The sequence below is a fragment of the Priestia taiwanensis genome (genome assembly GCF_014638355.1).
Classification (GTDB): domain Bacteria; phylum Bacillota; class Bacilli; order Bacillales; family Bacillaceae_G; genus Priestia_D; species Priestia_D taiwanensis.
This window is the reverse complement of sequence record NZ_BMFK01000001.1, coordinates 738,888-764,046: the sequence shown is the minus strand read 5'-3', so window position 1 is coordinate 764,046 and position 25,159 is coordinate 738,888. Positions and strand designations below refer to the sequence as shown.

Below are 25,159 nucleotides of genomic sequence, written 5' to 3'. Positions count from 1 at the left end.
TCCTCCACTATCTTTTTCTTATGAACATTTATTATATCAGATACTGCACTACCTATCCTTATCTATTCTCTCACAAGGAATTGTTACATGTACAGTAAACAATCGATTTTTACTTTCTATCAAAACCTTTCCACCATGTAGTTCAACAATGCTTTTTACAATAGCTAATCCTAGCCCAGAACCTTCTGTTGAACGTGCTGTATCTTTCTTATAAAAACGATCAAATAGACGTGCAATTTCTTCCTCTTTCATTGGTTCAGCATAATTTGTCATAGAGATACGAACATACTTATCAACTATTTCCGTTGCAATTACCAATGGCGTTGATTTCTCACTATATTTAACGGCATTTGTTAGTAAATTTTCAAATACACGTACCATCTTCTGTGTATCTAATGAAACCGTGCATTCTTCGTTTGAAAATATTGTTTCCAAAGAAATATCTTCACCGAGAATTGGATAATATTCTTCAACTATTTGTTCGAGGAAATAATGTAATGGTATTTCCTCTGTTTGAATCATTGTTTCATTATTTAGTAGCTTCGTATAATCAAATACGTCTTGCACTAAAATATGAAGATTCGTCGCCCGTCGATATGTAACATTAATATAATTATTGCGCTCTTCCTCCGATGTATATTGCTTTTCCTTCAATAACTGTAAATACCCAATAATAGATGTAAGTGGTGTTCGTAAATCATGAGAGATATTCGTAATTAACTCTTGTTTCATTTTCTGCGACCTTCGTTCTTCTTCCATCGCCTTGTGTAACTGCTCCGACATTGTGTTAATATGTTCCGCTAGATCTCCTAGTTGATCATTACTTTGACGCGGTATCTTATATCCTAAATTACCACTTGCGATTTGTTCCATGCTTTTTGCTAGCAAGCTAATTTGGGCTAACTTCTTTCGCGTTAACACATAGTAAAATACAAGAGTCAACACAAACATAAATACCAGCAAAGATGGTGTTGTTACTCGTCCTGCTACAAATACTCCTTTGTTTTCCTTTGCAAGAATGATATAATACTCCTCTTTTTCCTTTGAAAATGGAAGGATGCCGTATACAAACTGTTCTTCTTTAACATTTAGCTTCGCTTCATGGACATCGTATATCCGTTTATATAAAGGTGGACTATTTACCGATTGTAAGAAAAGCTCCTCTGTTTTCGTCAATATATAAAGATGTACCTCCTCTGCCTCAGAAGATGTATCTAATATGTATTGATAATTCTCAGATGAAGAATTCTTTAACTTTGCCACAACATCTATTCCAATGTTTTCTACATCACTTGGTAAAATATCTTGATAACGCTCTTCCTTTGGTGTTAACACAAAAAAGATAATACAATAACTCGCAATGAAACTAATAACGAAATACAAAATGAACTGAATTTGTAAATTTTTAGCAATACGTTGTAGGAATCTATTCTTTTTCAATTTTGTATCCTACTCCCCATACTGTTTCAATGTATTTTGTTGGCGTGACTGCAGCTATTTTCTCTCGAATTTTGCGTATGTGAACCATCACTGTATTTTGAGATGAAATAGCTTCTTCCTTCCATACCGCCTCATAAATACGGTCTGTACTAAAGACGATACTACGATTCTTCGCGAGTAAAGCTAAAATATCAAACTCGCGACGAGTAAGTACTATTTCTTCTTGATCTATGAATACTTGATGTCTGTCGGTGTTAATTGATAAGTGACCTATCTCAATATAAGATTCTGCTTGTTGAACGATAGGAGTGCTATGTGTATAACGTCGTATATTCGTTTTCACTCGTGCAACTAATTCAAGTGGATTAAACGGCTTTGTTACATAATCATCCGCACCTAAACTAAGCCCAGTAATCTTATCCATATCTTCACTTTTTGCCGTCACATAAATAACAGGAATCATCGATTCTTGGCGTAACTTCATTAAAAACTGCACACCATCCATCTTTGGCATCATCATATCTAAAATAATACATTGTACAGATTCTTTCTGAATAAGTTCCCACGCTTTTTCTCCGTTCTCAGCTTGAAGTAAATGGTAGCCTTCATTTTTCAGATAAATAGAAATAAGATTACGAATATCTGGATCATCGTCTACAATCAATACAGTTGAGATATGCTTCATATATATTCCTCCGAATTTTTAGATTTATTTCTACTTTTTATGATAAGAGATTAGTATAGCTTTTCAAGTAATGTGTCTTAAATTTTGCTATAAATGCATACAATTTTACAGCTAGCCCTACCTTATTAGAAATAAAAAAGAAGATGGTTCTATATCCCACCTTCTTTTTTATTCACCTATTACATTATCGAGTTATCCTTATGTAGTTAATAGTTAGTGAGACTATACTACTAAATCCCTTGCCCATGGCCATACATTACTGAGAATGTATGTTGGATTCTTTCTTTCGAATATTCTTGTGAAGTTGGAGTACTTAATCCTACATATAAAACAGCTACACTCAGTAAAGCTACTGTGCTTAATTTAAACTTTTTCATTTTAACGCCCCCTTTTTTTGTAACATTTCTTTTGCTTGATAGCTCATATGAAAATAAATACTAGCTCTTGTTCCTTCACCAATATCGAACCATTGAATAGCCAAATCTTCTGCATATTCCTGCACATGGTTCCACAATTCTTGTTTCTTAAAGTATTCTATACCCTGCAGTGTAATTCCTTCCAATTCTTGAACATCAAAGGAACTGCTTTTTGCTTTTAAGATTAAAAAATGATGCCTATATTCTTTATTGCATGATTTTAAACCTTTCTCAATATACTTTTCCACTTCTTCTAGATTGTTAAGTTTAAAATGTTCGCGTGCTAGTAAATATGTTGTTCTATCATATTTGTAATCTTCAATCGTTTCATTGAAATGTCTTATTGCTATTTCAGATAAATTTTGATCTGCATATAATAACCCTAAATTATGTCTAACTCGAGAAATAAGTACAGGGTCATTCGCTTTTTGAAAAATATCCAGGGCATCTATAAAATATTCTTCCGATAGTTCATATTGCTTTAATGAACTACAGGCCATTCCTAGCGTATTTTTACATGCACCTATTTTAACCTCATATCCTTTATGCTGAGAAAAAAACTCTTGCGCTTTTGTAGCATAATGAATGGATAAGACGTATTGTGATATGTAGTAATAAAATAAAGAAACACGGTAATTAAATTCTGCTTTTTCTGCTTCATCTGGAATGTTGACCAATAACTCTTCTGCAAGTTTACAATACTCTCTCGCACTATTGTAATCCCCAAGTTCTGTTGCATAAATAAATTTAAAAAAGTGATAGTAATAATTCAAGAAATCATCTGTTTGTTGTTCTGCGATAGATTCGCTCAAACTTGCTTCAAAATCACCAATTAACATTCTATATCTGAAATCCAATAATGAATAATAAGCAAGAACATCTTGAGCTTCGTCTATTCTAGCAATCTGATTATCAATTTCTTCTTTTAATTGACTTGCCTTAACTATGTGCTGCGCACGCATTTCTTGATACCATCCATTTAATAAGTTTGTGATTTCTTTTTTTGTAGTAATTAACTCGTTCACTTTAATCCCCCCCACATTAATATTATTTCATATTTCTATTTTTTCTGATAATTATACAATATCTTACAATATTTTTGGTGATTTGTAACCTTTTTGTAACCTTTTGGGATTACGTGCAATCTTTTCGCCTGATAGATAGTTCTTCGCGAAAAAAGCCCCACAATATGAAACGTCTATCCTATTTCTATCATTACTCCTTCTTTTAGTAATGAACCTAATTAATGGTATAATGATAGCTATGTACGTATCACAACATGGAGGTAACCAATGAGATTTCTACTAGAATTACTTCGTATCATCATTCTATTTCTATTAATTGGTGGCATTGCATCGAATATTATTACGAATATCTACTCCAATTTTGACATTAATATAGATTCGTATATTTGGTTTATACATACCGCTATTTTTCTTTCCTTTTTTGTTCTATACCGTAACAAATTGCAATTTAGTGGCTGGTATGTGGGTAAAGGAAGAGAAAAACTCCCTGAAACCGTTTCCGCTGTACTTATTTGCAGTTCAATCTTATTACTGACTATACCTCCAATTTTTATATAAAAAGGATTGATGCGGAGTAGCATCAATCCTTTTCCGTTATGCAGATAATTCTTTTAACGTATCGTGTAACGAAAATGATTTTAATTGTAAAGCTGCGATACGTGCTGCAATACCTCCTAAAGCAATACTTACACCTAAAAGCATTACTATTTCAATTACTGGTATCCTTACGACATGTAGCTCCATTGCATTGAGAACACCAGTGCTAAATAATAGTCCACCACCTACGCCAATAATCCCTGCGCATGTCCCTAGAAGTATTCCTTCCATTACAATTACTTTCACTAATTGGGATGATGTCCCACCAATTGCACGAATCATACTAATTTCTGCGCGGCGATCATGAATGCTTGCAACAATGGCATTCATTAAACCAATTGCAGAAATGATAGAAATAATAACAACAAGGCTACGAATTAATAGTGTAATTTGCGATAAGAATTGCTGTTGTTGTACCAATAATTCATGACTATTAATGATTTCTGCACTTTCGTGTCCTTTCGTAATACGCTTCATTTCGTCTTTTATTTTTTCTACAGATGCACCGTCCTCTAGCATCACTTCCAGTGACTCATATCCTACTGGCTCAAATGTTGTTTGTACATATTCTTCATTCATAAATACCGCACTACCTTCTCTGCGTATATCTTTATCAATGATTGAAACAACTTTCGCTTCCTCTATTTCTCCATTCTCTTTCGCTAATGACAATGTATCATTTATATTTAACCCTACGTTCATTGCCATTTCTTTTGTTATAACTGCTTCATTATTCATTAATGGCTCCTTTAGCTCTTTTCCTTCTACGACAGAAATAGTTGCCATCTCTATAAACTGCTGCATATTCGTTCCAACTACTTTTACCTCTGTATAATCCATTCCTCTCGTTTCGTAAAACGCCATCCATTCTGCATCTGCTTTTGAGAAATCATAATTCGTTAGCTTTGTCGGGACAGTAGATGTGAATGCTGTCAATTCTCGAACTCCTTCTATATTTGAAATCTTCTCTTTCCACTCAACTGGTAATGATTCTCTATGTTCTACTTCTATTGGCACACGGACAACAATATCCGCTGGTATATTTCGTTGCAACCCTTGTTTCGTTCCTTCATAAAGCCCTTCTACATACATATTGGCTGTAATAGATAGCATGAATCCTAATGACAAAATGGCAACTGAGATTGCTGCTTTCCGTCTATATTGAATCACATGACGTTTACTAATCATTGCTTCTATTTTGATAACCTTCTCAAACGGACGAATAATTATTGGCACAAGATATTGAATAAAGAAAGGAATCAAACAGAGAATACCGATTGCGAATAATGTTGTTCCAATAATACTCGGATTAAATCCAAGTACATTTTCCATTGTTGGCCCGAAAAAACTAATTACAAATCCAATTACTACTAGTACTAAATAAAAGGAATTTTTCTTATTACTAGTTAATACGGTATTTGAAATTTCTAAACGCATTACTTGAACTGGCTTAATCTTCCGAATGATGAATGCTGGGATAATGGCTCCTATTACCGCCATCGTAACCCCTAAGATAAATGGTATAATCAGTAATTCCCAGGCGATAGTAAATGTATGATTGCCTCCTTCTATGCCTAACCATTCATTCATTTGTTCCGTCACAATGTACTGTGCACCAATACCCATTACTATTCCAATGAATGCACCAATTGCTCCGATAAAACATGCTTCTATTAAAATGATACTCATAATGTGGCTTATTTTACTTCCCATCGCACGCAAAAGCGCCCATTGTTTCATTCGATTACGAACGGACAAATAGAAACTGCCCATTACTAACAATGCAACAACAAACAATGCAATTGCTCCTAAACTATATACTAACGGTTGCATTACATGTAATTTGTCAAATGCCTTGTCCATATAAATACGTTGATCAATTTTTACGTCTGGAAACTTTTCACTTATTTCATCCACTAACCAACGTTTTTGATGGGTATCACTCACTTTCACTTGCACTACGTTTACTTTTCCTTCTTTTTGTACTTGTTCTTGTAGCCACTGAATTGGAAAATATGCACTGTGCCCCATTGCAGCCATTTCAGGTGCATCAAGTACACCAACTACCATTACTTCTTTTTCACTGTATGGTGGAAACGGCATAGTAATTATGTCTCCAACCTGAATCCCTTCACGTTCTATATAGTCTTCTGTAATTGCAACTTCTGCCCCGCTCTGCGGATAACGACCTGTTACCAATGAGAATGCTTGCATATCTGGCGAATCCGCTTCCACTCCCCAATATACTGGTTTTCCTACAAGTGATTTGTCATTTGCTACTGGATATGGAAGAAAGACCTTAGACATGTTTTCTGCTACTTGTAATGCTTCTAGTTGTGCTATATCATTTTCATCCATATATGTATCATTGCCTGTATAACCGAACTGTAAATGATAGTCACCGTACTTTTGGATTACTTGCTTCTCCACATTTTTATTCGCTATATCATTTCCAAGTAACAATGTTACCGCTAACATCACTCCAAGCGATGTGCCGAGCGAGACAAATAACACCCTTATCCAATTTTGTTTTATTGATTTCCATGCATACTTATATATCCATCGCATGTTTCATCCCCCCTTTATTCGTACATTGATTCATAATGTGCTGAATTCGTGCTACTTCATCATTCATATTTCGGAATTGCCACTGTTCCATCGCTACATAATCTTGGACAACTTCTCCGTCAAATAAGAAAATAATTCTGTCTGCATGTGCTGCTACGAACGAATCATGCGTAACAACAACTGCTGTTTGCCCTAATTCATCACATGCATTACGAAGCGTTCGAATAATCGTATTCGTATTCTCAGAATCAAGCGCTCCTGTCGGTTCATCAGCTAATAATAATGCTGGTTCATTTGCGAATGCTCGTGCAATAGCAACACGTTGTTGTTGTCCTCCTGATAACTGCGCTGGTAAATGTTTTTCTTTTCCCTCTAGTCCTACTAGTTTCAGTAATTCATTTGCTTTTTGTGATGCTTTTTGACTTGCTACATTATCTAACATGAGTGGTAAAGTTATATTTTCCTCTGCATTAAAAACGGGTACTAAATTAAATTGTTGAAAGATGAAACCAATATGTTTACGGCGGAACAATGATAATTGTTTTTCTTTTTGTTTTGAAATCGTCACGTTTTTTACGGTGATTTCTCCAGATGTCGGCGTGTCCAATCCCCCTAATAGTTGTAATAACGTCGTCTTTCCTGATCCACTTGCTCCCATAATACAAACGAACTCGCCTTTATGAATTGTAAGATCAATATTTCTTAAAATAGGAAAGCTTTGGTTACCAAGTATAAATGATTTATTTAAACTATTTATTTGAATCATGTCCATTTCCCCTTTGTTTGAAGTTGTAAGCTTAGTATAAAAACAACTTCTTAACAAAACTGTTCAAACTTTCTTAAGTTTTTCTTAAGTTATAGAAAAAGAAAAAGTGCTACTCGCCGTGAGTAACACCTTTTCCTCAATATCTCTTCACTGTCTTTCGTAAATAATACACCATCCATTCCATCGCAATAAATGGTATGATAATCATCAAACCTATTAGGATAAAATTAACCGCTACATGATATGGATATAATAAGTCACCTATTTTCCCCATAATCGAAGTTATAATTAAAAAATTCCCAACAAAAATAATTAATCTTATCAGCATTATCGTCATTCTTTCCATATACTCTCTTCCTCCTTCATATGCGTTATTATTAGCTTATGCACACTACAAGGATTCGTATTTCATTTAAACTACTGTATCTAATCGGAATATTCGTTAGTTCTTCTTTCTAACCAATCTTTCTTCAACAACGAATAGGAATAATGGTCATAATAACGACCACGATAAAAAATGTTTATCTCTGTATACCCCTTCTTTTTTAAAAGCTAAGCGTTCAAGAAGTAACGTAGATTTCTCATTTTCTAATGCAACGAACGCATTAATCCGGTTCAATTTCATATTCTGAAATCTACTTTCAATCGCAGCTGTTAATGTCTCCTGCATATAGCCGTATCCCCAACATTCATGCCATAAATCATAACCAATTTCCGCTATGTGATTATATCCGTCCCATGAGTCAAATCCACACGTTCCTATTAGAGCATTATCCTCTTTCCTGACAATACCCCATCAATTACGTCCTTTTATTTCCGGATTAGCATTCCACTCAATGAAATCTGTTGCATCTTCTATATTCGTATACACTTCTTCGTCATACAAATACTCGCACATCTTTTCATTACTAAATAATTTGAAAATGAATGGTGCATCCTCCATCGTTAGTTCTCTCAACAACAATCTTTCCGTATTTAATTCCGGAAAATGCTTTTTGTTACTCATGATTTGTACCCCTTGTATGTAATACCTTTTCCAATACAAATTCTACTTATTTTATCTACCTTCCGGAACTTGAAGTGCTGGAAATCCCGCACGACTCCATAACCATAAAGGAGTATGGACATCGATTGGAGCAACTCCACTATCCATTAATGCTTTTTTCCAAGCTTCGGAAACAAGCTGGCGATCCTTAGTGGTACCATTTAATACGTCTGAAGCACAGAGTCCTAGCTTTACTGTAGCTTTTAATATATGTGTATCTGGTGCTATGGTGATGAGCTCACGAGATTTCCATTTGATTCCTCCATAGTTCTCCATCACATATAACCAATAATTAAAGAGTTTAGGACCAGAAAGGTATGGGAATTCCATTTTACGTTTTACTTGTATGATATTTTTCAAGATCGCAATATCATATTCAGCCGATTCAATTAGTCCTAATACATCTTTTGTAATAGAAGATTGAGTAATACCTTCCGATACACGTTTCCAAATTTCAGGGTGACGATTTGATTGTAAAGCAACTCGGTAATGAAGTAATGCTTGATGTAAATCTTCTATATTGCTAGTAGAAACTGTATACGGATTAAAAATCCACTTCGTACTATCATCCATATATGCTTGTACAATTGAACGCCATAGTGCATAAGAGTCCCTTTGATAATTTAAAGACATTCCCAATGTTAATACATTTAATAGTTCATCATCTGAAATAACATTAATTAAAGCATCTTCTGGCATTATCTCGCCACCAAGAAGTCCTTGAGAATGCATGTGTAACAATGATTTTATATGTTCAAGAAGAGGTTCATCTATCATTTTTCTCCCCCACGCCGTCAGAATAAACAAACTGATTCTTTAACTTACTCATATCCTACTAATTTTTTCTCCAACACGATCTTCACTTCATTCTGCTTATCTATATACGTATGAACAATATCAAAACCACTCTTAATATTTAAGATAAGCATATTACGCCACCTATTCATTGTCTTTGTCTGAACTACTTTGTATCCTTTTTTCCATAAATATTCATGCTGTGCTTCCATTAAAGCTGAAGCAATTCCCGCACCTCTATATGATGGATTCACTCCACCTAGCCAACTATAAAACGTATCCTGATTTAATTTGTATCCAACCTTATAACCTACTAGTTCGTAATCAACGAAAGCAAGATTAATCACAAACACATCCTTTGTTTCAAGCTTTGTGAAAATATCTTTTGCTTCACCAAAAACACTTTCATGTAAGTGGTTCATTTTCTTTTGTATCTCTCTATCTGGCAGAGAATAATATGTTTTATATGTATACACTTTCTTACGATGTTAGCAACGAATAGACTCGCTCTGGTCTACCAACAGTTCCATATGAAAGCTCTGCTTCAATCTTTCCATGTGACACGAGAAATTCGAGATAACGTCTTGCCGTTGTTCGACTCATCCCAACTTCTTTCCCTAACTGTTCCGCTGTAAAGGTATTCTTATAGTTTGTCATCGTAAAAATGATTTTGTCTAACGTAAGCTTGTCTATCCCTTTTGGTAATAACGAATTTTCGGTACGATACGTTTTCGTCACAAGCTTATCTATATCTTCTTGTGTCAAGTGTAATCTATTTGTATACTTGGCATTGACCTTTTGATGAAATGCATAATAATTTGTTAATGTCTGTTTAAATCGCTCGTAAATAACTGGCTTAATGATAAAATCAAATACTCCTTTACGAAGTGCTGTACTTACCGTTTGGAGCTCTTGAGCTGCTGTTATCATAATAACATCACAATGTAAGTCTTGTTCTTTTATATATTGTAAAAAATCCAGTCCATTCATGTCCGGAAAGAACACATCTAGCAACAATAAATCTGGCTGTAAAATATGTAATTGTTCTTCTGCATCCAATCTGTCTGTCGCAATACCAATTACTTGGAACCCTTCCATGCGTTCAACGAAACGTTTATGAATAGTAGCAATTTGCAAATCATCTTCTACGATTAATACTTTTATGACTTGTTCCATGTTCTTTCCCCTTTCTTCGGTATAACGATTGTAAAGTTTGCCCCTTTTAGATGACTTTGTGAATATGTAATATAACCATTTAATTTTGTTACTGCTTGTTTCACTAACGGTAAGCCGAATCCACTATTCCCTCTATTCATCTTAGTTGAAAATCCAATTTCAAAGACACTCTCTTCTAACTCTTTCGGAATACCTGCTCCGTTATCATCAACTTCAATAATTAAATCCGTTCCTAAATCAGTGAAGAATACTTCAACTAAACGTTCTCCTTCTTCATTATCAAGAACAGACTCAATTGCATTATCAATAATATTACCGATAATTGTAATGAGATCATCCCTACTAATCTCACTAGGGACATCTTGAAATGTACTATCTTCATTAATAACTAAATGAACTTTCGATTCACTTGCTTGATTTAACTTCCCAATTAATAATCCGGCTAGCATTGGGTCTGGAATAGCCTTCATGAGAAAATGAACGATATTTTGCGTAATATCCGATTCTTTTGTAATATATTCGATTGCTTCTTGGTACGATTTCAATTGAATAAGTCCTGATATTGTGTGTAACTTATTAGAATATTCGTGTGTCTGTGCCCGTAATCCTTCTGCATATTTCTTAATATTCGACAATGCACGTGATAAGCGATTAATTTCCGACTTATAACGGAAGCTTGCTACAGCACCGATGATACGTTTTTGCTTACCATAAATCGGGAATCGATTTACGATAACAACTTCATTATGTAATAACATTTCTTCATCATACTCTTTCTTTCCTGTCCGAACGACTTCAATTAAATGAGAATTTGGCAATACGTTCAAAATGAACTTTCCTTCAATCTTCTCATTCTTTGGAACTTGTAACATCGTCAATGCATTTGAATTAGCAAGAGTAATAATTCCGTGCTTGTTAACCGCTATAATTCCTTCTCGTACTGATTCTAAAATGGCTTGTTTTTCTTCATACAAATGAGCAATTCGCTCAGGTTCATACCCAAACAATGAACGTTTTACCTTATATGCAATTAGAACTGCACCAATAACAGCAATTGATAACAGTATAATACTCATTCGAATCATTCGATAATGATACTCACTCATGTCTTCTGCTATCTCTTTATTTAAAAATCCTACCGAAACAATCCCAATTATATTTCCACCTTCACCAAACACAGGGGTCTTTCCTCTTAACGATGGACCTAAAGAACCAATTGAGCTAGAAATAATACTTTCTCCTCTCAATACAGCCTCATTATCTCCACCGACCATTTTCTGACCGATACGCTCTTCTTTTGGATGCGCATAACGGACTTCTTCTGTATTACCGATGACGACATATTCCGCATCAGACATGACACGGTATTGTTCTGCTAATGGTTGTAAGATTGCTGATGGGTTATCCTCATAAAATGCTTTTTTCACATCTGGCAAATCTGCAATCATTTGGGCAATTGTTAATGCTTTCGAACCTGTCTCATTCTTTATTACATCTGTCAAAATATTCCGAAATAAAATTTCGTACGAAATGCTTGTAATAAAAACTAACAAACTAATAAACAAAATTAACTTATTATGTAGGCGCATAACGTTCCCCCGCATTAATCAATAAGAAAAACCCTCTTTAAAAAAGAGGATTTAGCCTTCTACATTTATTATAACGTTTTTGCCACGTGCTTTTAAAATAAAAGGTATTAATAACCATAAAACCGCAACAATTAAGAAACCTAAAGACATTGGTTGTGTTAAGAAAATCATATAATCACCGTTTGAAATCGTTAGAGCACGGCGCATATTATTTTCAATCATCGGTCCTAATACTACTCCTAGCACAAGCGGTGCAACAGGATAATCATGCTTTGTTAAGAAGTAACCGATAATACCACATGCAAGTAACAACCATAAGTTAAATATTGATACTTGTACTGCATACACACCAAAAATTGAGATAGCTACGATAATTGGCAATAAATATTTTGGTGGTGTTGTAATAATTTTTGCAAATATTTTAATAAGTGGCATGTTCAAAATCAATAACATTAAGTTTCCAATAAACATACTCGCAATTACGCCCCACGCTACTTCTGGGTTATCTTCAAATAATAATGGGCCTGGCTGAACACCGTACATTATGAATGCTCCCATTAAAATCGCTGTCGTACCTGATCCAGGAATACCCAACGTTAATAACGGAATTAGTGCTCCCCCTGATGCAGCGTTGTTTGCTGACTCTGGTGCTGCAACCCCTTCAATCGCACCTTTACCAAACTTATCTTTGTTTTTGCTAATTTTCTTCTCGGCACTGTACGAGAAGAAAGATGCTAATGTTGCTCCTGCCCCTGGTAATACCCCGATTAAGAATCCAAGAATCGAACCACGTGCAATTGGTGCGGCACTTTGCTTCAACTCTTGCTTCGTTGGGTAAATGCTCGTAATCTTCGCTACATCTCCGTCATTACGTTCTTTCTCTACAATACTTTTAAATACTTCTCCTAACGCAAATAAACCAACCGCTAGCGTTAAGAATTCAATTCCTGAATATAATTCCGTGTAATCATATGTAAACCTAGCTACACCTGATACAGCATCTATTCCAATCGTCGCAAGTAACAAACCAACAACCGTCATTAAGAGCGCTTTCGTCATCGACTTACCAGCTAATCCACTAACCGCGCATAGCCCTAGTAACATTAATGAAAAGTACTCTGCCGGTCCAAATGAAATTGCTAGCTGTGAGAATGGTTCTGCTAGCAATACTAATGCAATAACTGAAATAAGTCCTGCTACGAATGATCCAATTGCCGCAATAGATAAAGCACTCCCAGCTCGTCCTTGTTTGGCCATTTGATATCCATCAAGTGTTGTTACGACAGACGAGGATTCTCCTGGTGTATTTAATAAGATAGACGTAGTCGAACCACCGTACATTGCTCCGTAATATACACCCGCTAATAAAATAATCGAGCTTGTCGCAGCTTGATCGGCAGGTAATCCAAGACCAGATGTTAAAGACGCTGTTACCGGAATCAATAACGCTACGCCACTCATCGGTCCAATACCTGGTAAGACACCAACAGCTGTTCCAATTAGTACACCGAATAAGGCGAAAAGTAAGTTGTACCAAATGAACGCTGTACCAAATCCTTGTAATAAATAATCAATTGTTCCCATTACTTCCCCTCCTTAAAAAGGTAACCACTCTGGACTAGGTAAAGCTCCTTTTAACACGTGCACATACACATAGAATGTCCCAACAGCAAAAGAAGATGAAACGATAATAGATGTTAACCATTTGCCCTTTTCTAATGTTTGGAAGCTAATTAATAAGAAAATGAACGTACAAATGACATAGCCAATCGTCTCCAAAAAGAAAACATATAAACAAGCTGTAAAGAAAATAATGAAGAAGCTCTTATAATCGTATGACTGCTTCTCTTTCCCCTCTTCTTTATAACGGAATGTTTCATACAACAAACGAAGGCTAATAAGCATCAAGATAATTCCTAATACAAATGGAAAAATATTCGGTCCGACATTACTTCCATACGCAGATGTTGAAATTTTCTGACTCTCATATGTAAATAAAAAACCAATTAATAAAAAGAAAATACTAGCAAAACGATCAAATGATTTACTCATTCTAAGTTCCTCCTCTCACTTACATAAAGTGAAATGTTACGCAGTGGAGTAAATACCCCACTGCGCATAAGTATTACTATTTATTACATAAGGGATGGATGATCTTACACTTACTTCGCCATATTTAACGCTTTTAACAGTTCTTGAATTTGCTTTTCCTGCTCTCCAAGGAATTTCTTGAAGTCATCACTATTCTTATATTCTTCTTCCCAACCTTGTTTCTTCACTTCGTCTTTCCACTCTTTCGATTTTGCTAATTTATCGATAGAATCTTTCCAGTACGCTTGCGCATCTTTAGACATTTCTTTTGGACCAAATACCCCTCTCCAAATCGTGAACTCAGCATCAACACCTTGCTCTTTCATCGTTGGAATATCTTTTAATTCTTCTGATTTTTGTCTTTCAGCTGCTGTAATTCCTAATACACGTACTTTTCCAGCTTTTAATTGTTCTTTCACACTAGAAACATCTGTCGCAATAACATCTGCGTTGCCTCCAAGTAATGCTGTTAATGCTTCGCCGCCACCATCATACGGAATGTATTTTACTTTTAAAGGATCTACACCGAACTTGTAAGCGGGTAAAACACCAATTAAGTGATCCATCGATCCTGGTGCAGAACCACCTGCTAAGTTAATCGATGCTGGCGCTTCCTTCATCGCTGTTAATAATGATTTTAAATCTGTATACTTCGAGTCCTTCGCTACAACTAACGCACCGTAATCTCTCGTTAACTGTGCTAATGGTGTTGTATCTTTATAGCCAAATGGGCTATTTCCTTCTTTCTTTAAATTGTTAATAAGAATTGGTGGTGAATTAACGAATAATTTTTCGTTATTCTTCGTGTCTTGCGTTGCATATTGTGCCATGAATGTTGCACCGCCGCCACCTGGTTTATTTTCTACTGTCATCGATTGTTCAACAAGTTTTGTTTCTGTTAACACTTTAACGAATGTACGTGCTGTTATATCCCAGCCACCACCAGCACCAGATGGCGCAACGACAGTAATTGCTTTTTCTGGATACTTGCTTTTACTACCTTCTTTAGATCCCGTCTCTTTTGATGAATCTGTACAAGCTGCTAAACCAATAGCTAAAGCGCCTGTAGCTAATAATGCAAATGTCCTTTTCATTTTCATTCTAGATATCCCCCTTCATCCTCTCTAAATAGAAAACGCTTACTAAATGTATAATACCAATAATTAGTCGAATAATTGGTTTTTATCCTTAAAGAGTATAAAGTTCATATCTACCATTTTGTTCATATTGTTTACCAATTATTTCACAATAAGAGAAAAGCTACCTATTTATTGATCTAGGTAGCTTTTCTCTTATTCTTCTTTCTCTTCCCCTTTTACATATTTAAAGTATAAGTTCCGTAATATTGCCGTCCGATATGTTTCTAGTTTTCTTAATTCCACTGGATGCCTGTAAACTCCTACATTCTTCAATTCTTGTACAAACCATCCTTTTGAGCCGTAATATGCCATTCTCTCTCCCCCTCATACAAGCTGACTGTATATTGTATTCAGTAAATGATGAAAAATGAAATGATAATAGAAATGAAACAAGAGGCTCGCAAAGAAGTAACAAATATGTTAGGAAACAACGAAGAGATCATACACATGTTAGCTACGTCAAATGAAGATGTAAAAGCAATGCAAATGGCTTCTACGATGGGGTCTGGCTTCGGATTAACGAATAACTTCGGGGTACATACAATCATCACTCTAACAAACGAGCACATTCTTCTTTCTTACTTCGATATGGCAGGAAACTACATCGAAACAGCTAACTACTTATACAAAGAAGTTAGAGGTATTACGACATACAACCGTTCAAAATTAGAATGCCTCTATATCGATACTACTCATAACAAACACTACACTCTTTTTGCTAGTAACTCCCACTACAATGAACTCTTCCAAGTACTACGCAACATCCCAGCTGCATCCGCATTAGTAACAACAAACGCACTCGAAATGACAAACAAGAACTTAAAGCAAAAGAATAAAAAGTGGAATGTCTTCGGGGTTGCCGCATATGCATTTATTGCGGTAACAGTGATTTTGACGACACTTAACTAAAATAGCGAGTAGGACATAGTTGGTGTCCTACCCGCTATTTTATTTATTTATTTATGTTACTCCTATAAATATTGTATAATCCCTTAAAGGGAATAATTGGAGGTTGATTCATTATAAGAGTTGGAGTTATCACAGACATTCACGGTAATGATTCTGCTTTAAAGGCCGTACTTCATGAATTAGACAAACTACAGGACATTGAACACATCTACTGCCTAGGAGATATGATTGGTATTGGGCCAAATACAAATGCAGTACTTGAAATTTTATTTTCTAGACACGATATTTCTATGATTACAGGGAATCATGATGAAGCGATTTTGGCGATTTTGAAGGGAGATGAGCACCCTCTAAGTCATTCTCATGCTAAAGAGCACCATCAATGGATTGCACATCATATGAACAAGAACTTTATTCCGAAGCTAGAACGATTACCTCGCGCAATTAAGAAAACAATGAACGGACATGCCGTTTTATTTACTCATTACCATATGGAGAAAAACAAATTAAATAAGCCCATTAGCCAAGATCCTTTCAGTAAAATCGTTAAACCTAGCTTAGAAAATGTAACTAAATTATTTAAGGGCTATGAAGAAAGCTTAATCTGTTTCGGACACCATCACCCAATCCATTTGTTCAAAAGTGAAAAAACAATTTACTTAAATCCAGGTTCTTTAGGATGTAATACAAGAGCTGTTGCACCATATTCAATCGTGAATATAGAACAAGACAAAATAGAAGTTCGTTTAGAAGAAGTTGCTTATGACAATGTTAATTTCCTAGCATCGTATGAGCGGTTACAAGTGCCTGACCGCGATTTTATTTTGAAAGTCTTTCATGGTAACCAATCATATCTATAGTACGGATGATTTACAGGAATCTGATAGGTTCATGTTAAATACGAATAACATAGGAGAATATAAATGAACGAAAAATCTATCATAACCAATGAAAAATTAATATCTGTTGATTCCTTTATTAAAACGTCTAAAAAACGTATTCGAAGTCTTGTTATTTCTGAAAAAGACACAATCATACATGAAATCTACTTCCACGACGAAGGTTTCAAAAAACTTCATGAAATGCGTTCTATCACAAAAAGCGTTATTTCTACACTTATCGGCATTGCAATCGATCAACAACTCTTAACAGGTGTTACTCAAACATTACGTGAAATCTTTAAAAACCAAACGATGTCCACTGACATCGGGAATATTACGATAAAGCAACTTCTTACAATGACTTCAGGTATTCAAATAACAGACAAGGAACTACTTTCTCTAGCAACAAAAGGGAATCCGATGCAAAAGATATTTTTCGCCAACGTACATACAGCTGCACCTTTTTCATACAAAAGTATCGATCCTCACCTACTATCTATTATTTTGTCGCATGTTACTGGAAAGTCTGCAAAACAATTTGGAGAAGAAATGTTATTTTCCAAGCTAGGTATTCACACTATTCACTGGCCAACTGATACATTAGGTCATTCCATCGGTAGTACGGGACTTTCCCTATCACCTCGTGATCTTATAAAACTAGGAATGCTCTACTTATTTGGTGGTGAATGGAACAATACTCGCATCCTTTCTGCTGATTGGATACATGATACAGTTTCAGTCCATGAAAAAGGACTAAGTAAATACGGGAAATATGGATACTTGTGGTGGATAAACAGTGAAAAAGAATACTACAATGCCGCTGGATTTGGTGGGCAATATTTGTATGTATATCCTAAACAAGAAGTTACCGTTGTCATCACAGCTGATACAACTCTTCCACACGATGATACGAGTGAGATTTTTGAGACTTTTATTTTACCTTCTTTAACAAACAAAACATGTGGGGGAGGAAATCTATGCATGCAGTAAAAGGTTTTTCCATTTACACAACCATAAATATTATGTTGATTTTTGGTAGTCACTTCCTGCTAGGAATACCTTTGCTAAGCATACTAAGTGATTCAGCATCTATGAATGAAGCTTTCCCTATAAACAACATTATTTTCTATTTATTCAGTAGCTTCCTTCTCGCATTACTAATAGGATTGCTTCTTCGAATGTTGATTAAAAAACGACAAGTACATAAAGAACAACGTAATAAGGAAGTCACAATTTATATTTGTAGCATATTACTAACATTCTATGCTTACTTAGTATTTCTTTATCAGTTATAGACCAACAAAAAGAGTAGGATTACGCGCCCTACTCTTTTCGCTGTTTTATACTCCCACTAATTTCATTCCAGTTCGCCTATAAACCAAATTCCTCCTTCATCATAATATCCCTCTTCATCCACAATACTTTCTTTGAATCCTACTAGCTGCATTTCATCCGGAATACATAGTTCCCATTCTATTTGAATGCTTCAATCGCTTGATAAACGAAGCCATTTCTGATATTCATCGTCTCGACAAAAGAAGTCCTTAAAATAAGTATCTCCTTTAAAAATAATTATTTGTGAGTTCCATAGATTAGCTAGATTAATAGCCGCTACTACACGATATGTTTCTTTTTCGTTAGGTTTTATTTGTATTAAATACTTTGCTCTATCGATTAATGTTTGCATACATAATCGCTTAATTTTCATTGGAGTTTTCGTTGAATTTATAAACTCTTGCGCAATCGGTAAATGCAAATGCCAATACCCATTATAAAATTCTACCGGAAACTCTACTGTATGTGCTTCAATCAGTTTATTCGTCTTCCGCTTCATTCCACGCACTCTTTTCTCTCTCATACGTATCTCCTCTTTATCCTACAACCCTTTATCTTTTAAGCAACTAAAACATGTAAAAAAATCAGATTTCAAATAGCTTCGACATTAGGATCTGGTTTCGGATTAACGAACAACTTCGGCGTACATACAATTATCACTCTAACAAACGAACGCATCCTTCTTTCTTACTTCGATATGCTAGGAAACTACATCGAAACAGTTAGCTACTTATACAAAGAGGTAAGAGGTGTTACGACATACAACCGTGCAAAATTAGAATGCCTTTATATCGATACTACTCACAACAAACACTACACTCTTTTTTCTGGTAAGTCCCACTACAATGAACTCTTCCAAGTACTACATACAATCCCAGCTGCATCCGCATTAGTAACAACAAACGCACTCGAAATAACAAACAAGAACTTAAAACAAAAGAATAAAAAGTGGAATGTAGTTGGCATTGCAGCATATGCATTCATCGCAGTAACAGTTGTTTTGACAACACTTAACTAACTAGAAACGAGTAGAACGCAAATGATGTTCTACTCGTTTTTGGCATGACTACTTAATTTCACCAACATAAACGGGATTTTCCGTATTACCTTTATGAAACTCCATAATAAGCTTTCTAAGTTCTACTGGAAACAACGGATAATCTAGCAAATTCTCGACAGGTAACCACGAAACATCAGTTTGTTTATGATCCATTTGAAGAGTATCACTTCCCACAAGTGATACTAATTTGCCGACATACATAAACTCCACCCTATGAATACCAGCATCCATAAAACATTCTCGTATGAATAAGAGTTCTCCTTCTTCCACTTGGAAACCCGTTTCTTCAAGACATTCTCTTTTCAACGTTTCGACTAATGTTTCTCCTGCTGTTTGCCCTCCACCTGGAAGTAAATGATACACTCCATCTCCGCCTTCATATGTTGTTACTAGTAATTTATCTTCATATATTAAAATTACTTTGACTGAGTTTCTAATTTCCATTACTTATCCCCTTAGTTTGTCATTCTTTACTTATTTACCGCGTCCATTAACTGAAAAAAGTACTCGGATTGTTGAGTCTTATTTAAATTGTACCAAGCATGCAATGTATCCGTTGCAAATACGTCTAACTGTTTTAATACTTCCATTGCAAATTCTAACGGTGCTATACCTGATGCAGTAATCAAATAATTATCACACACTACAGGAGCTATCTCATAAAATGTTTCACCGTTATAATTAGGACAAACCATTTTCAAATATTCTAAATCATTACTCGTATGTCTTCTAGAATCTAAGTATCCACTGTTCGCTAGTCCCGTTGTTGCTCCACAAATAGCTGCAACAACGATACCAAGCTTTAAAGCTTCGTCAATTTTTCTTAAGATAGGTTCATGAATAATTTCTCCCCATGTATTTCCCCCAGGTAAAATAAAAAGATTTGTACGCTCCAGATCACACTCATCAAGGGAAATATCCGGCTTAACACGCAATCCACCCATTGTAGTAATCATTTCTTTCGTTAATCCTACTGTAACTACATTTAGCGGGGATTGGCCTTTCTTAAAATACCTTCCTGAATTTAGTTCAGCAAGTAAATATCCGTATTCCCAATCTGACATTGTATCGAATACATATAGATAGACTTTATTTGTTTGCATATAATAACACTCCCATCGTAGTTTAATATCCTCTATGATATCTAGTCGTTATGCAGTAATTTTCTCGCCCGAACTAAGCATCCATAAGATCACCCGCATATTATCATCTCTATCTCGTTATTTACGCTCTTCCTTTATCATTCTTCGCTTCTATAATTAAAAAAGCAGGTGTCTTCATTAGTTTTTGATACGATTCTTCGTTCTGTTTCTTAAAATTTTCTGTTGGTGTTGGCTCTACCATACGTGAAAATGTAAAATGCTTTATCGTATCATTAATAATCACTTGAAGCGGTCTGCGATAATAATAGACATCCACTGACTTTCCACCTTTCTTCCACGTATCCTTCACTAACTCACAATTAAAATATACGTCGCTAGGAGAAAGTTGTTGATCCATCATTGGATGGTGTACGGAAAACAGAAATGTTCCATCTTTCTTCAGCACACGTGAGAACTCTTGAAATGTTGTATCCCAGTCTTGTATGTAGTGTAGTGTCAACGAGCTAACAATAAAGTCAAATGTATCATCTTCAAACGGTAGCTTCGCTGATAAGTCCGCACACATCACCGTACATGTATCGCCTACTCTTCGTTTTGTCGCTTCAATCATTTCTGGACTAACATCAATTGCCGTTACATGTGCTCCTAAGTTAACAAATTGTTGTGCATACCATCCAGCTGCACAACCAGCATCTAACACATTTTTATTGGGTAAATCCTTCGGTACACACTCCATCATCGTCGGCCGTTCGTATTCGCAGTTATACAACGCACTGTGATCCACACTATGCTCATAGTCCGCTGCGAATGTATTAAAGGTCTGAATTACTTTATCTTGAATCATCGTATCCCTCCTTTTTATCACGGATAAATATTTTACTATTTTTCATATTAATAGTAAAATGTTTTCACAACCAAAATTAACAGCTCTCTTCTAATAACAAAAGAACGATACATCATGGTCCTTGTTATCAGTCATTTATAACTTTATCTCACTATCAATAACAGTGAGAAATCTATTATTCCACATAGACTCATGATGCTTAATAATATCACTTGCATGTAAAACTGCACCATTAACTGTACTATGTGTCTCTTTAAAAAGTATATTTTGTTGGTACCCTGCACTAAAAGCCGCTCTAATCGTTGTGTCGAAGCAAAATTCAGTCTGTGCACCTGCAAAAATAAGTTGCTCTATATCATTGCTTCTTAAATAGTCTAAGAGTTCAGTTTGATAGAAAGAATCCCATTTTGATTTTTGAATGATTTTATCAGTAGAAGTTATTACTAGCCCCTCATGAAGTTTCCAGTCATCTTTCCCTTCAAACATTGTATGTTCTTCGTCTTGGCTAGTATGTTGAATAAAAATAATTTGTATGTTTTTTTCACGCGCCTGCTTGATTAATTCATTAATATTTACAACTACTTGCTCTTTGTTTAATAAATAATTTTGAGGATGGTTAAAAAAAACTTCTTGCATATCAACAACTATTAAAGCCTGTTTCATTGGAACAACACTTCCTTCTAGTTTCTTTTTAAATATAACAGCTACCAGTTCAATTTTGAAATAAAAGGAAAACAAATATTTTTATCGAATATTCATCTAACAAAACTAATAAAGGAGTAACACACGATGATCACATTAAAGTCAATAACTGCAGCAAATTTCGAAGAATGTATACAATTAAAACTCACAAAAGAACAACAACACTATATCGCTACAAATACCTACAGTTTAGCAGAATCATATGCCATGATAAATGACGGCACATACACTCCAATGCCATATGCTATTTACTCTCATAATATAATGGTTGGATTTATTATGGCTATATATGATGCTAATGAAAGCACTTATTACATAAGTCGCCTCATGATTGATACGAGCCATCAAGGAAATGGATACGGAAAACAAGCACTCCTAAAAATGATAGAAGTGATGAAAACTTTCCCTCATGGACATACAGATGCTATTCTTCTCTCTTGCTCAAAAGCAAATGTAGTTCCATATAAATTATACGAATCAGTTGGATTTATGAATACTGGCAATGTTGATGAAGCTGGAGATTGTTATATGAAATTAACATTAAAGCACCATGCACATTAGGTTTCCCTAATACGCATGGTGCTTCTTTTATTCTTATAAATTATCTACTTTCAACGCACGCATTGCATTCATAATTGCGAGTAACGTTACACCAACATCCGCAAATACTGCTTCCCACATTGTTGCAATACCGAACGCACCTAATAATAAAACAATACCTTTCACACCTAGTGAGAAAATGATATTTTGCCATACAATTTTTCGTGTGCGTTTTGCAATTTTGATTGCTGTTGGAATTTTGGATGGTTCGTCTGTCATAATGACGATATCGGCCGTTTCGATTGCGGCATCTGAGCCTAAACCACCCATCGCCATTCCAATATCTGCTCTCGCAAGTACTGGTGTATCATTGATACCATCACCTACGAAGATTACTTTTCCTTTTGATGACTTTGTCGCATCAATTCTTTCTAACTCTTCTACCTTTTGGTGAGGCAATAACTCAGCGTATACTTCATCTACGCCTAGTTTTTGTCCAACGGCTTCGCCGACTTTCTTTGCATCCCCAGTTAACATGACCGTCTTCTTCACACTAACTTCTTTCAACGCCTGAATTGCTTGTTTCGCATCTTCTTTCACTTCATCAGAAATGACGATAGATCCAGCGAACTGTTTGTCGACAGCTACGAAGACGAACGTGCCTACTGTATTTACTTCTTGATACAAGATATTCTCTTTGTTCATAAGCTTTGCGTTTCCAGCTAACACTTCTTTACCATCTACACGTACTTTAATACCATGCCCAGCTATTTCTTCGTAATCAGCAATACTATCTTTGTTCACGTCTTTGTTATATGCACGTAAGATTGATTCAGCGATTGGATGATTTGAATATACTTCTGCAAATGCTGCATATTCGATTACTTCTTCTTTCGTGAAAGAGCCGTTCGTATTTACTTCTGTTACATCGAATACACCTTTTGTTAATGTACCTGTTTTATCAAATACAACGTACTCAACATCATTTAACGCTTCTAAATAGTTACTACCTTTTACTAAAATCCCACTCTTAGATGCTCCTCCAATTCCACCGAAGAATCCTAGTGGGATTGATACGACAAGTGCACACGGACAAGAGATAACGAGGAATACAAGCGCACGGTAAACCCATTCACCAAATGTCGCATCTACCATTACTAACGGCGGGATTACTGCAATAGCTAATGCTGTTAGCACGACGGCCGGCGTATAGTAGCGAGCAAACTTCGTGATGAAGTTTTCTGTTGGTGCTTTACGGCTACTTGCATTTTGTACTAAGTCTAAAATTTTGGATACAGTGGACTCACCAAACTCTTTCGTTACTTCAACGGTTAATACACCGTTCTTATTGATAAATCCACCTAATATATCATCACCATGTTTCACTTCACGTGGTACCGATTCTCCTGTTAATGCAGATGTATCTACCATCGATGAACCGCTAATGACTTTGCCATCTAGCGGTACTTTTTCACCTGGCTTAATAATAATGATGTCACCGACTTGCACATCTTCTGGATCTACTTTTTTCGTTTCATTCCCAACTTGTAAGTTCGCATAATCAGGACGAATGTCCATTAATGCACTTATTGACTTACGAGAACGATTTACTGCTAAGCTTTGGAACAGTTCACCGACTTGATAGAACATCATTACTGCGACACCTTCTGGATATTCTCCAATAGCAAATGCCCCTAATGTTGCGATACTCATTAAGAAATTCTCATCAAACACTTGCCCTCTCGCAATATTACGTAATGCCTTCCAAACGATATCGCCACCTGCTAGTACGTATGCAATAACAAACAAGGAAACTTCAATTGGTGTAGACATATCTGTTAATGCCGCAATTGCTGTTAATGCCGCACTAATCACAAGTCTTGTAATTAATACCGCATGGCTTTTTTGTTTTGTTGATTCAGATTGCTTTCGTTGCTTTTCTTCTACACGTATTTCTACGTGTGGTTCTAATTTGTTAATTACTTTTTTTGCTTCTTCTACAGTACGTTGAAGAGTCGATACCTGTTCTGTTTCGATTGCTAGTTTCTTCGTTACAAAGTTAAAGTTTGCATTCGTTACATTCGGTATTTCTCTAACATGATGTTCAATCTTTGCTGCACAATCGGCACAGTCAACTCCGTTCAATATTAATACTTGTTTCGACTGTTTTTTGCGTTCTTTTTCTATTACAACAACGTCTGGCTCTAATTTACGAACGATATCTTTTGCCTCTTCTGCAATCTGACCATTCGTACCGTCGCTTTCAATGATCATCGTCTTATTAACAAAGTTCACATTACATGCCGAAACTCCTGTTAACTTTCGAACATTATCTTCAATCTTACTCGCACAACTCGCACAATCCAGACCGTCTAACGTATACTCTCTCTTTATTTTTCTTTCTCCCATCTTCCTCATCTCCTTACATTTCCCTTGATTATGCACGGACCGAC

General features: G+C 35.5%; 28 protein-coding genes and 1 pseudogene. 6 read left to right on the top strand and 23 right to left on the bottom strand.

Translation table 11 applies throughout. The features are described from left to right. Positions 1-48 precede the first annotated feature (48 nt). The 4 genes from IEV41_RS04090 to IEV41_RS04075 form a co-directional block, all read right to left on the bottom strand. Positions 49-1,440 carry a HAMP domain-containing sensor histidine kinase gene (locus tag IEV41_RS04090; protein WP_188387158.1) on the bottom strand — a complete coding sequence of 464 codons (1,392 nt, stop codon included), beginning with the start codon at positions 1,438-1,440 and terminating at the stop codon, positions 49-51. After that, positions 1,427-2,125, bottom strand: a complete 699-nt coding sequence (locus tag IEV41_RS04085; RefSeq protein WP_188387157.1) for a response regulator transcription factor — start codon at positions 2,123-2,125, stop codon at positions 1,427-1,429. Before IEV41_RS04085 ends, IEV41_RS04090 begins: the two co-directional genes overlap by 14 nt. 230 nt (positions 2,126-2,355) lie before the next feature. Beyond that, on the bottom strand, positions 2,356-2,502 hold the full coding sequence (locus IEV41_RS04080) for a hypothetical protein (RefSeq protein WP_188387156.1): 147 nt from the start codon (positions 2,500-2,502) through the stop codon (positions 2,356-2,358). After that, a complete protein-coding gene (locus IEV41_RS04075) occupies positions 2,499-3,566 on the bottom strand; it encodes a Rap family tetratricopeptide repeat protein (RefSeq protein ID WP_229722140.1) in 1,068 nt (355 codons plus the stop codon). Before IEV41_RS04075 ends, IEV41_RS04080 begins: the two co-directional genes overlap by 4 nt. A gap of 267 nt (positions 3,567-3,833) precedes the next feature. On the opposite strand from IEV41_RS04075, the gene IEV41_RS04070 reads away from it, so the two are divergent. Next, a complete protein-coding gene (locus tag IEV41_RS04070) occupies positions 3,834-4,124 on the top strand; it encodes a hypothetical protein (RefSeq protein WP_188387155.1) in 291 nt (96 codons plus the stop codon). A 36-nt stretch (positions 4,125-4,160) separates the two neighbouring features. Here the strand turns inward: IEV41_RS04070 and IEV41_RS04065 are convergent, their stop codons facing one another. From IEV41_RS04065 to IEV41_RS04010, 13 genes are all read right to left on the bottom strand, one after another. After that, positions 4,161-6,731: an FtsX-like permease family protein gene (locus IEV41_RS04065; protein ID WP_188387154.1), complete on the bottom strand. Its 2,571-nt coding sequence runs from the start codon at positions 6,729-6,731 to the stop codon at positions 4,161-4,163. Then, a complete protein-coding gene (locus IEV41_RS04060; RefSeq protein ID WP_188387153.1) occupies positions 6,715-7,503 on the bottom strand; it encodes an ABC transporter ATP-binding protein in 789 nt (262 codons plus the stop codon). Before IEV41_RS04060 ends, IEV41_RS04065 begins: the two co-directional genes overlap by 17 nt. A gap of 130 nt (positions 7,504-7,633) precedes the next feature. Beyond that, positions 7,634-7,843: a hypothetical protein gene (locus IEV41_RS04055; RefSeq protein ID WP_188387152.1), complete on the bottom strand. Its 210-nt coding sequence runs from the start codon at positions 7,841-7,843 to the stop codon at positions 7,634-7,636. Positions 7,844-7,990: 147 nt separating this feature from the next. After that, positions 7,991-8,260 carry a GNAT family N-acetyltransferase gene (locus tag IEV41_RS19950; protein WP_229722212.1) on the bottom strand — a complete coding sequence of 90 codons (270 nt, stop codon included), beginning with the start codon at positions 8,258-8,260 and terminating at the stop codon, positions 7,991-7,993. Between the two features lie 33 nt (positions 8,261-8,293). Beyond that, on the bottom strand, positions 8,294-8,503 hold the full coding sequence (locus IEV41_RS19945; protein WP_229722139.1) for a GNAT family N-acetyltransferase: 210 nt from the start codon (positions 8,501-8,503) through the stop codon (positions 8,294-8,296). Positions 8,504-8,554: 51 nt separating this feature from the next. Then, positions 8,555-9,319, bottom strand: a complete 765-nt coding sequence (locus IEV41_RS04045; protein WP_188387151.1) for a hypothetical protein — start codon at positions 9,317-9,319, stop codon at positions 8,555-8,557. A 44-nt stretch (positions 9,320-9,363) separates the two neighbouring features. Then, on the bottom strand, positions 9,364-9,759 hold the full coding sequence (locus IEV41_RS04040) for a GNAT family N-acetyltransferase (RefSeq protein WP_188387150.1): 396 nt from the start codon (positions 9,757-9,759) through the stop codon (positions 9,364-9,366). A 58-nt stretch (positions 9,760-9,817) separates the two neighbouring features. Beyond that, positions 9,818-10,513 (bottom strand): response regulator, encoded by a 696-nt coding sequence (locus IEV41_RS04035; RefSeq protein WP_188387149.1) that lies wholly within the window; start codon positions 10,511-10,513, stop codon positions 9,818-9,820. Then, positions 10,498-12,102, bottom strand: coding sequence for an ATP-binding protein (locus tag IEV41_RS04030; RefSeq protein ID WP_188387148.1), 1,605 nt, complete (start codon positions 12,100-12,102; stop codon positions 10,498-10,500). Before IEV41_RS04030 ends, IEV41_RS04035 begins: the two co-directional genes overlap by 16 nt. Positions 12,103-12,153: 51 nt before the next feature. After that, positions 12,154-13,686: a tripartite tricarboxylate transporter permease gene (locus IEV41_RS04025; RefSeq protein WP_188387147.1), complete on the bottom strand. Its 1,533-nt coding sequence runs from the start codon at positions 13,684-13,686 to the stop codon at positions 12,154-12,156. A gap of 12 nt (positions 13,687-13,698) precedes the next feature. Further along, on the bottom strand, positions 13,699-14,154 hold the full coding sequence (locus tag IEV41_RS04020) for a tripartite tricarboxylate transporter TctB family protein (RefSeq protein ID WP_188387146.1): 456 nt from the start codon (positions 14,152-14,154) through the stop codon (positions 13,699-13,701). Positions 14,155-14,264: 110 nt separating this feature from the next. Next, positions 14,265-15,293, bottom strand: a complete 1,029-nt coding sequence (locus IEV41_RS04015; RefSeq protein WP_188387145.1) for a Bug family tripartite tricarboxylate transporter substrate binding protein — start codon at positions 15,291-15,293, stop codon at positions 14,265-14,267. Positions 15,294-15,485: 192 nt separating this feature from the next. After that, positions 15,486-15,644: a DUF2639 domain-containing protein gene (locus IEV41_RS04010; protein WP_188387144.1), complete on the bottom strand. Its 159-nt coding sequence runs from the start codon at positions 15,642-15,644 to the stop codon at positions 15,486-15,488. Between the two features lie 60 nt (positions 15,645-15,704). On the opposite strand from IEV41_RS04010, the gene IEV41_RS04005 reads away from it, so the two are divergent. The 3 genes from IEV41_RS04005 to IEV41_RS03995 all read left to right on the top strand — a co-directional run bounded on the left by IEV41_RS04005 (position 15,705) and on the right by IEV41_RS03995 (position 18,112). Continuing rightward, positions 15,705-16,241 carry a hypothetical protein gene (locus IEV41_RS04005; protein ID WP_188387143.1) on the top strand — a complete coding sequence of 179 codons (537 nt, stop codon included), beginning with the start codon at positions 15,705-15,707 and terminating at the stop codon, positions 16,239-16,241. Between the two features lie 110 nt (positions 16,242-16,351). Next, positions 16,352-17,101, top strand: a complete 750-nt coding sequence (locus IEV41_RS04000) for a metallophosphoesterase family protein (protein WP_308420333.1) — start codon at positions 16,352-16,354, stop codon at positions 17,099-17,101. 63 nt (positions 17,102-17,164) lie between these two features. Further along, a complete protein-coding gene (locus tag IEV41_RS03995; protein ID WP_188387142.1) occupies positions 17,165-18,112 on the top strand; it encodes a serine hydrolase domain-containing protein in 948 nt (315 codons plus the stop codon). A gap of 367 nt (positions 18,113-18,479) precedes the next feature. On the opposite strand, the pseudogene IEV41_RS03990 reads toward IEV41_RS03995, so the two are convergent. Next, positions 18,480-18,980, bottom strand: a pseudogene (locus IEV41_RS03990) (DUF3916 domain-containing protein). A gap of 174 nt (positions 18,981-19,154) precedes the next feature. Between IEV41_RS03990 and IEV41_RS03985 the strand changes: the two are divergent. Beyond that, positions 19,155-19,475 (top strand): hypothetical protein, encoded by a 321-nt coding sequence (locus IEV41_RS03985; protein ID WP_188387141.1) that lies wholly within the window; start codon positions 19,155-19,157, stop codon positions 19,473-19,475. A 48-nt stretch (positions 19,476-19,523) separates the two neighbouring features. On the opposite strand, the gene IEV41_RS03980 is transcribed toward IEV41_RS03985, so the two are convergent. From IEV41_RS03980 to IEV41_RS03965, 4 genes are all read right to left on the bottom strand, one after another. Then, positions 19,524-19,961 (bottom strand): NUDIX domain-containing protein, encoded by a 438-nt coding sequence (locus IEV41_RS03980; RefSeq protein ID WP_188387140.1) that lies wholly within the window; start codon positions 19,959-19,961, stop codon positions 19,524-19,526. A gap of 26 nt (positions 19,962-19,987) precedes the next feature. After that, the gene (locus tag IEV41_RS03975) at positions 19,988-20,620 is read right to left on the bottom strand and encodes a type 1 glutamine amidotransferase family protein (protein ID WP_188387139.1); all 633 of its coding nucleotides are present in this window, start codon (positions 20,618-20,620) and stop codon (positions 19,988-19,990) included. Positions 20,621-20,741: 121 nt separating this feature from the next. Beyond that, positions 20,742-21,464, bottom strand: a complete 723-nt coding sequence (locus tag IEV41_RS03970; RefSeq protein WP_188387138.1) for a class I SAM-dependent methyltransferase — start codon at positions 21,462-21,464, stop codon at positions 20,742-20,744. Between the two features lie 135 nt (positions 21,465-21,599). Beyond that, positions 21,600-22,127, bottom strand: a complete 528-nt coding sequence (locus IEV41_RS03965; RefSeq protein WP_188387137.1) for a cysteine hydrolase family protein — start codon at positions 22,125-22,127, stop codon at positions 21,600-21,602. 126 nt (positions 22,128-22,253) lie between these two features. On the opposite strand from IEV41_RS03965, the gene IEV41_RS03960 reads away from it, so the two are divergent. After that, complete coding sequence (locus IEV41_RS03960) at positions 22,254-22,727, top strand: GNAT family N-acetyltransferase (protein WP_188387136.1); 474 nt, start codon at positions 22,254-22,256, stop codon at positions 22,725-22,727. A 33-nt stretch (positions 22,728-22,760) separates the two neighbouring features. On the opposite strand, the gene IEV41_RS03955 is transcribed toward IEV41_RS03960, so the two are convergent. Continuing rightward, positions 22,761-25,115: a heavy metal translocating P-type ATPase gene (locus IEV41_RS03955; protein ID WP_188387135.1), complete on the bottom strand. Its 2,355-nt coding sequence runs from the start codon at positions 25,113-25,115 to the stop codon at positions 22,761-22,763. Positions 25,116-25,159: the final 44 nt, after the last annotated feature.

Bases quoted from the DNA above. Each gene is read 5' to 3' on its own strand.
- IEV41_RS04020 (WP_188387146.1), bottom strand. From the start codon at position 14,154: ATGAGTAAATCATTTGATCGTTTTGCTAGTATTTTCTTTTTATTAATT.
- IEV41_RS04040 (WP_188387150.1), bottom strand. From the start codon at position 9,759: ATGAACCACTTACATGAAAGTGTTTTTGGTGAAGCAAAAGATATTTTC.
- IEV41_RS04055 (WP_188387152.1), bottom strand. From the start codon at position 7,843: ATGGAAAGAATGACGATAATGCTGATAAGATTAATTATTTTTGTTGGG.
- IEV41_RS04035 (WP_188387149.1), bottom strand. From the start codon at position 10,513: ATGGAACAAGTCATAAAAGTATTAATCGTAGAAGATGATTTGCAAATT.
- IEV41_RS03965 (WP_188387137.1), bottom strand. From the start codon at position 22,127: ATGAAACAGGCTTTAATAGTTGTTGATATGCAAGAAGTTTTTTTTAAC.
- IEV41_RS03955 (WP_188387135.1), bottom strand. From the start codon at position 25,115: ATGGGAGAAAGAAAAATAAAGAGAGAGTATACGTTAGACGGTCTGGAT.
- IEV41_RS03970 (WP_188387138.1), bottom strand. From the start codon at position 21,464: ATGATTCAAGATAAAGTAATTCAGACCTTTAATACATTCGCAGCGGAC.
- IEV41_RS03960 (WP_188387136.1), top strand. From the start codon at position 22,254: ATGATCACATTAAAGTCAATAACTGCAGCAAATTTCGAAGAATGTATA.
- IEV41_RS19945 (WP_229722139.1), bottom strand. From the start codon at position 8,503: ATGAGTAACAAAAAGCATTTTCCGGAATTAAATACGGAAAGATTGTTG.
- IEV41_RS04070 (WP_188387155.1), top strand. From the start codon at position 3,834: ATGAGATTTCTACTAGAATTACTTCGTATCATCATTCTATTTCTATTA.
- IEV41_RS04005 (WP_188387143.1), top strand. From the start codon at position 15,705: ATGATAATAGAAATGAAACAAGAGGCTCGCAAAGAAGTAACAAATATG.
- IEV41_RS04015 (WP_188387145.1), bottom strand. From the start codon at position 15,293: ATGAAAATGAAAAGGACATTTGCATTATTAGCTACAGGCGCTTTAGCT.
- IEV41_RS04060 (WP_188387153.1), bottom strand. From the start codon at position 7,503: ATGGACATGATTCAAATAAATAGTTTAAATAAATCATTTATACTTGGT.
- IEV41_RS03975 (WP_188387139.1), bottom strand. From the start codon at position 20,620: ATGCAAACAAATAAAGTCTATCTATATGTATTCGATACAATGTCAGAT.
- IEV41_RS04025 (WP_188387147.1), bottom strand. From the start codon at position 13,686: ATGGGAACAATTGATTATTTATTACAAGGATTTGGTACAGCGTTCATT.
- IEV41_RS04030 (WP_188387148.1), bottom strand. From the start codon at position 12,102: ATGCGCCTACATAATAAGTTAATTTTGTTTATTAGTTTGTTAGTTTTT.
- IEV41_RS04065 (WP_188387154.1), bottom strand. From the start codon at position 6,731: ATGCGATGGATATATAAGTATGCATGGAAATCAATAAAACAAAATTGG.
- IEV41_RS03980 (WP_188387140.1), bottom strand. From the start codon at position 19,961: ATGGAAATTAGAAACTCAGTCAAAGTAATTTTAATATATGAAGATAAA.
- IEV41_RS03995 (WP_188387142.1), top strand. From the start codon at position 17,165: ATGAACGAAAAATCTATCATAACCAATGAAAAATTAATATCTGTTGAT.
- IEV41_RS04080 (WP_188387156.1), bottom strand. From the start codon at position 2,502: ATGAAAAAGTTTAAATTAAGCACAGTAGCTTTACTGAGTGTAGCTGTT.
- IEV41_RS04085 (WP_188387157.1), bottom strand. From the start codon at position 2,125: ATGAAGCATATCTCAACTGTATTGATTGTAGACGATGATCCAGATATT.
- IEV41_RS03985 (WP_188387141.1), top strand. From the start codon at position 19,155: ATGCTAGGAAACTACATCGAAACAGTTAGCTACTTATACAAAGAGGTA.
- IEV41_RS04010 (WP_188387144.1), bottom strand. From the start codon at position 15,644: ATGGCATATTACGGCTCAAAAGGATGGTTTGTACAAGAATTGAAGAAT.
- IEV41_RS04045 (WP_188387151.1), bottom strand. From the start codon at position 9,319: ATGATAGATGAACCTCTTCTTGAACATATAAAATCATTGTTACACATG.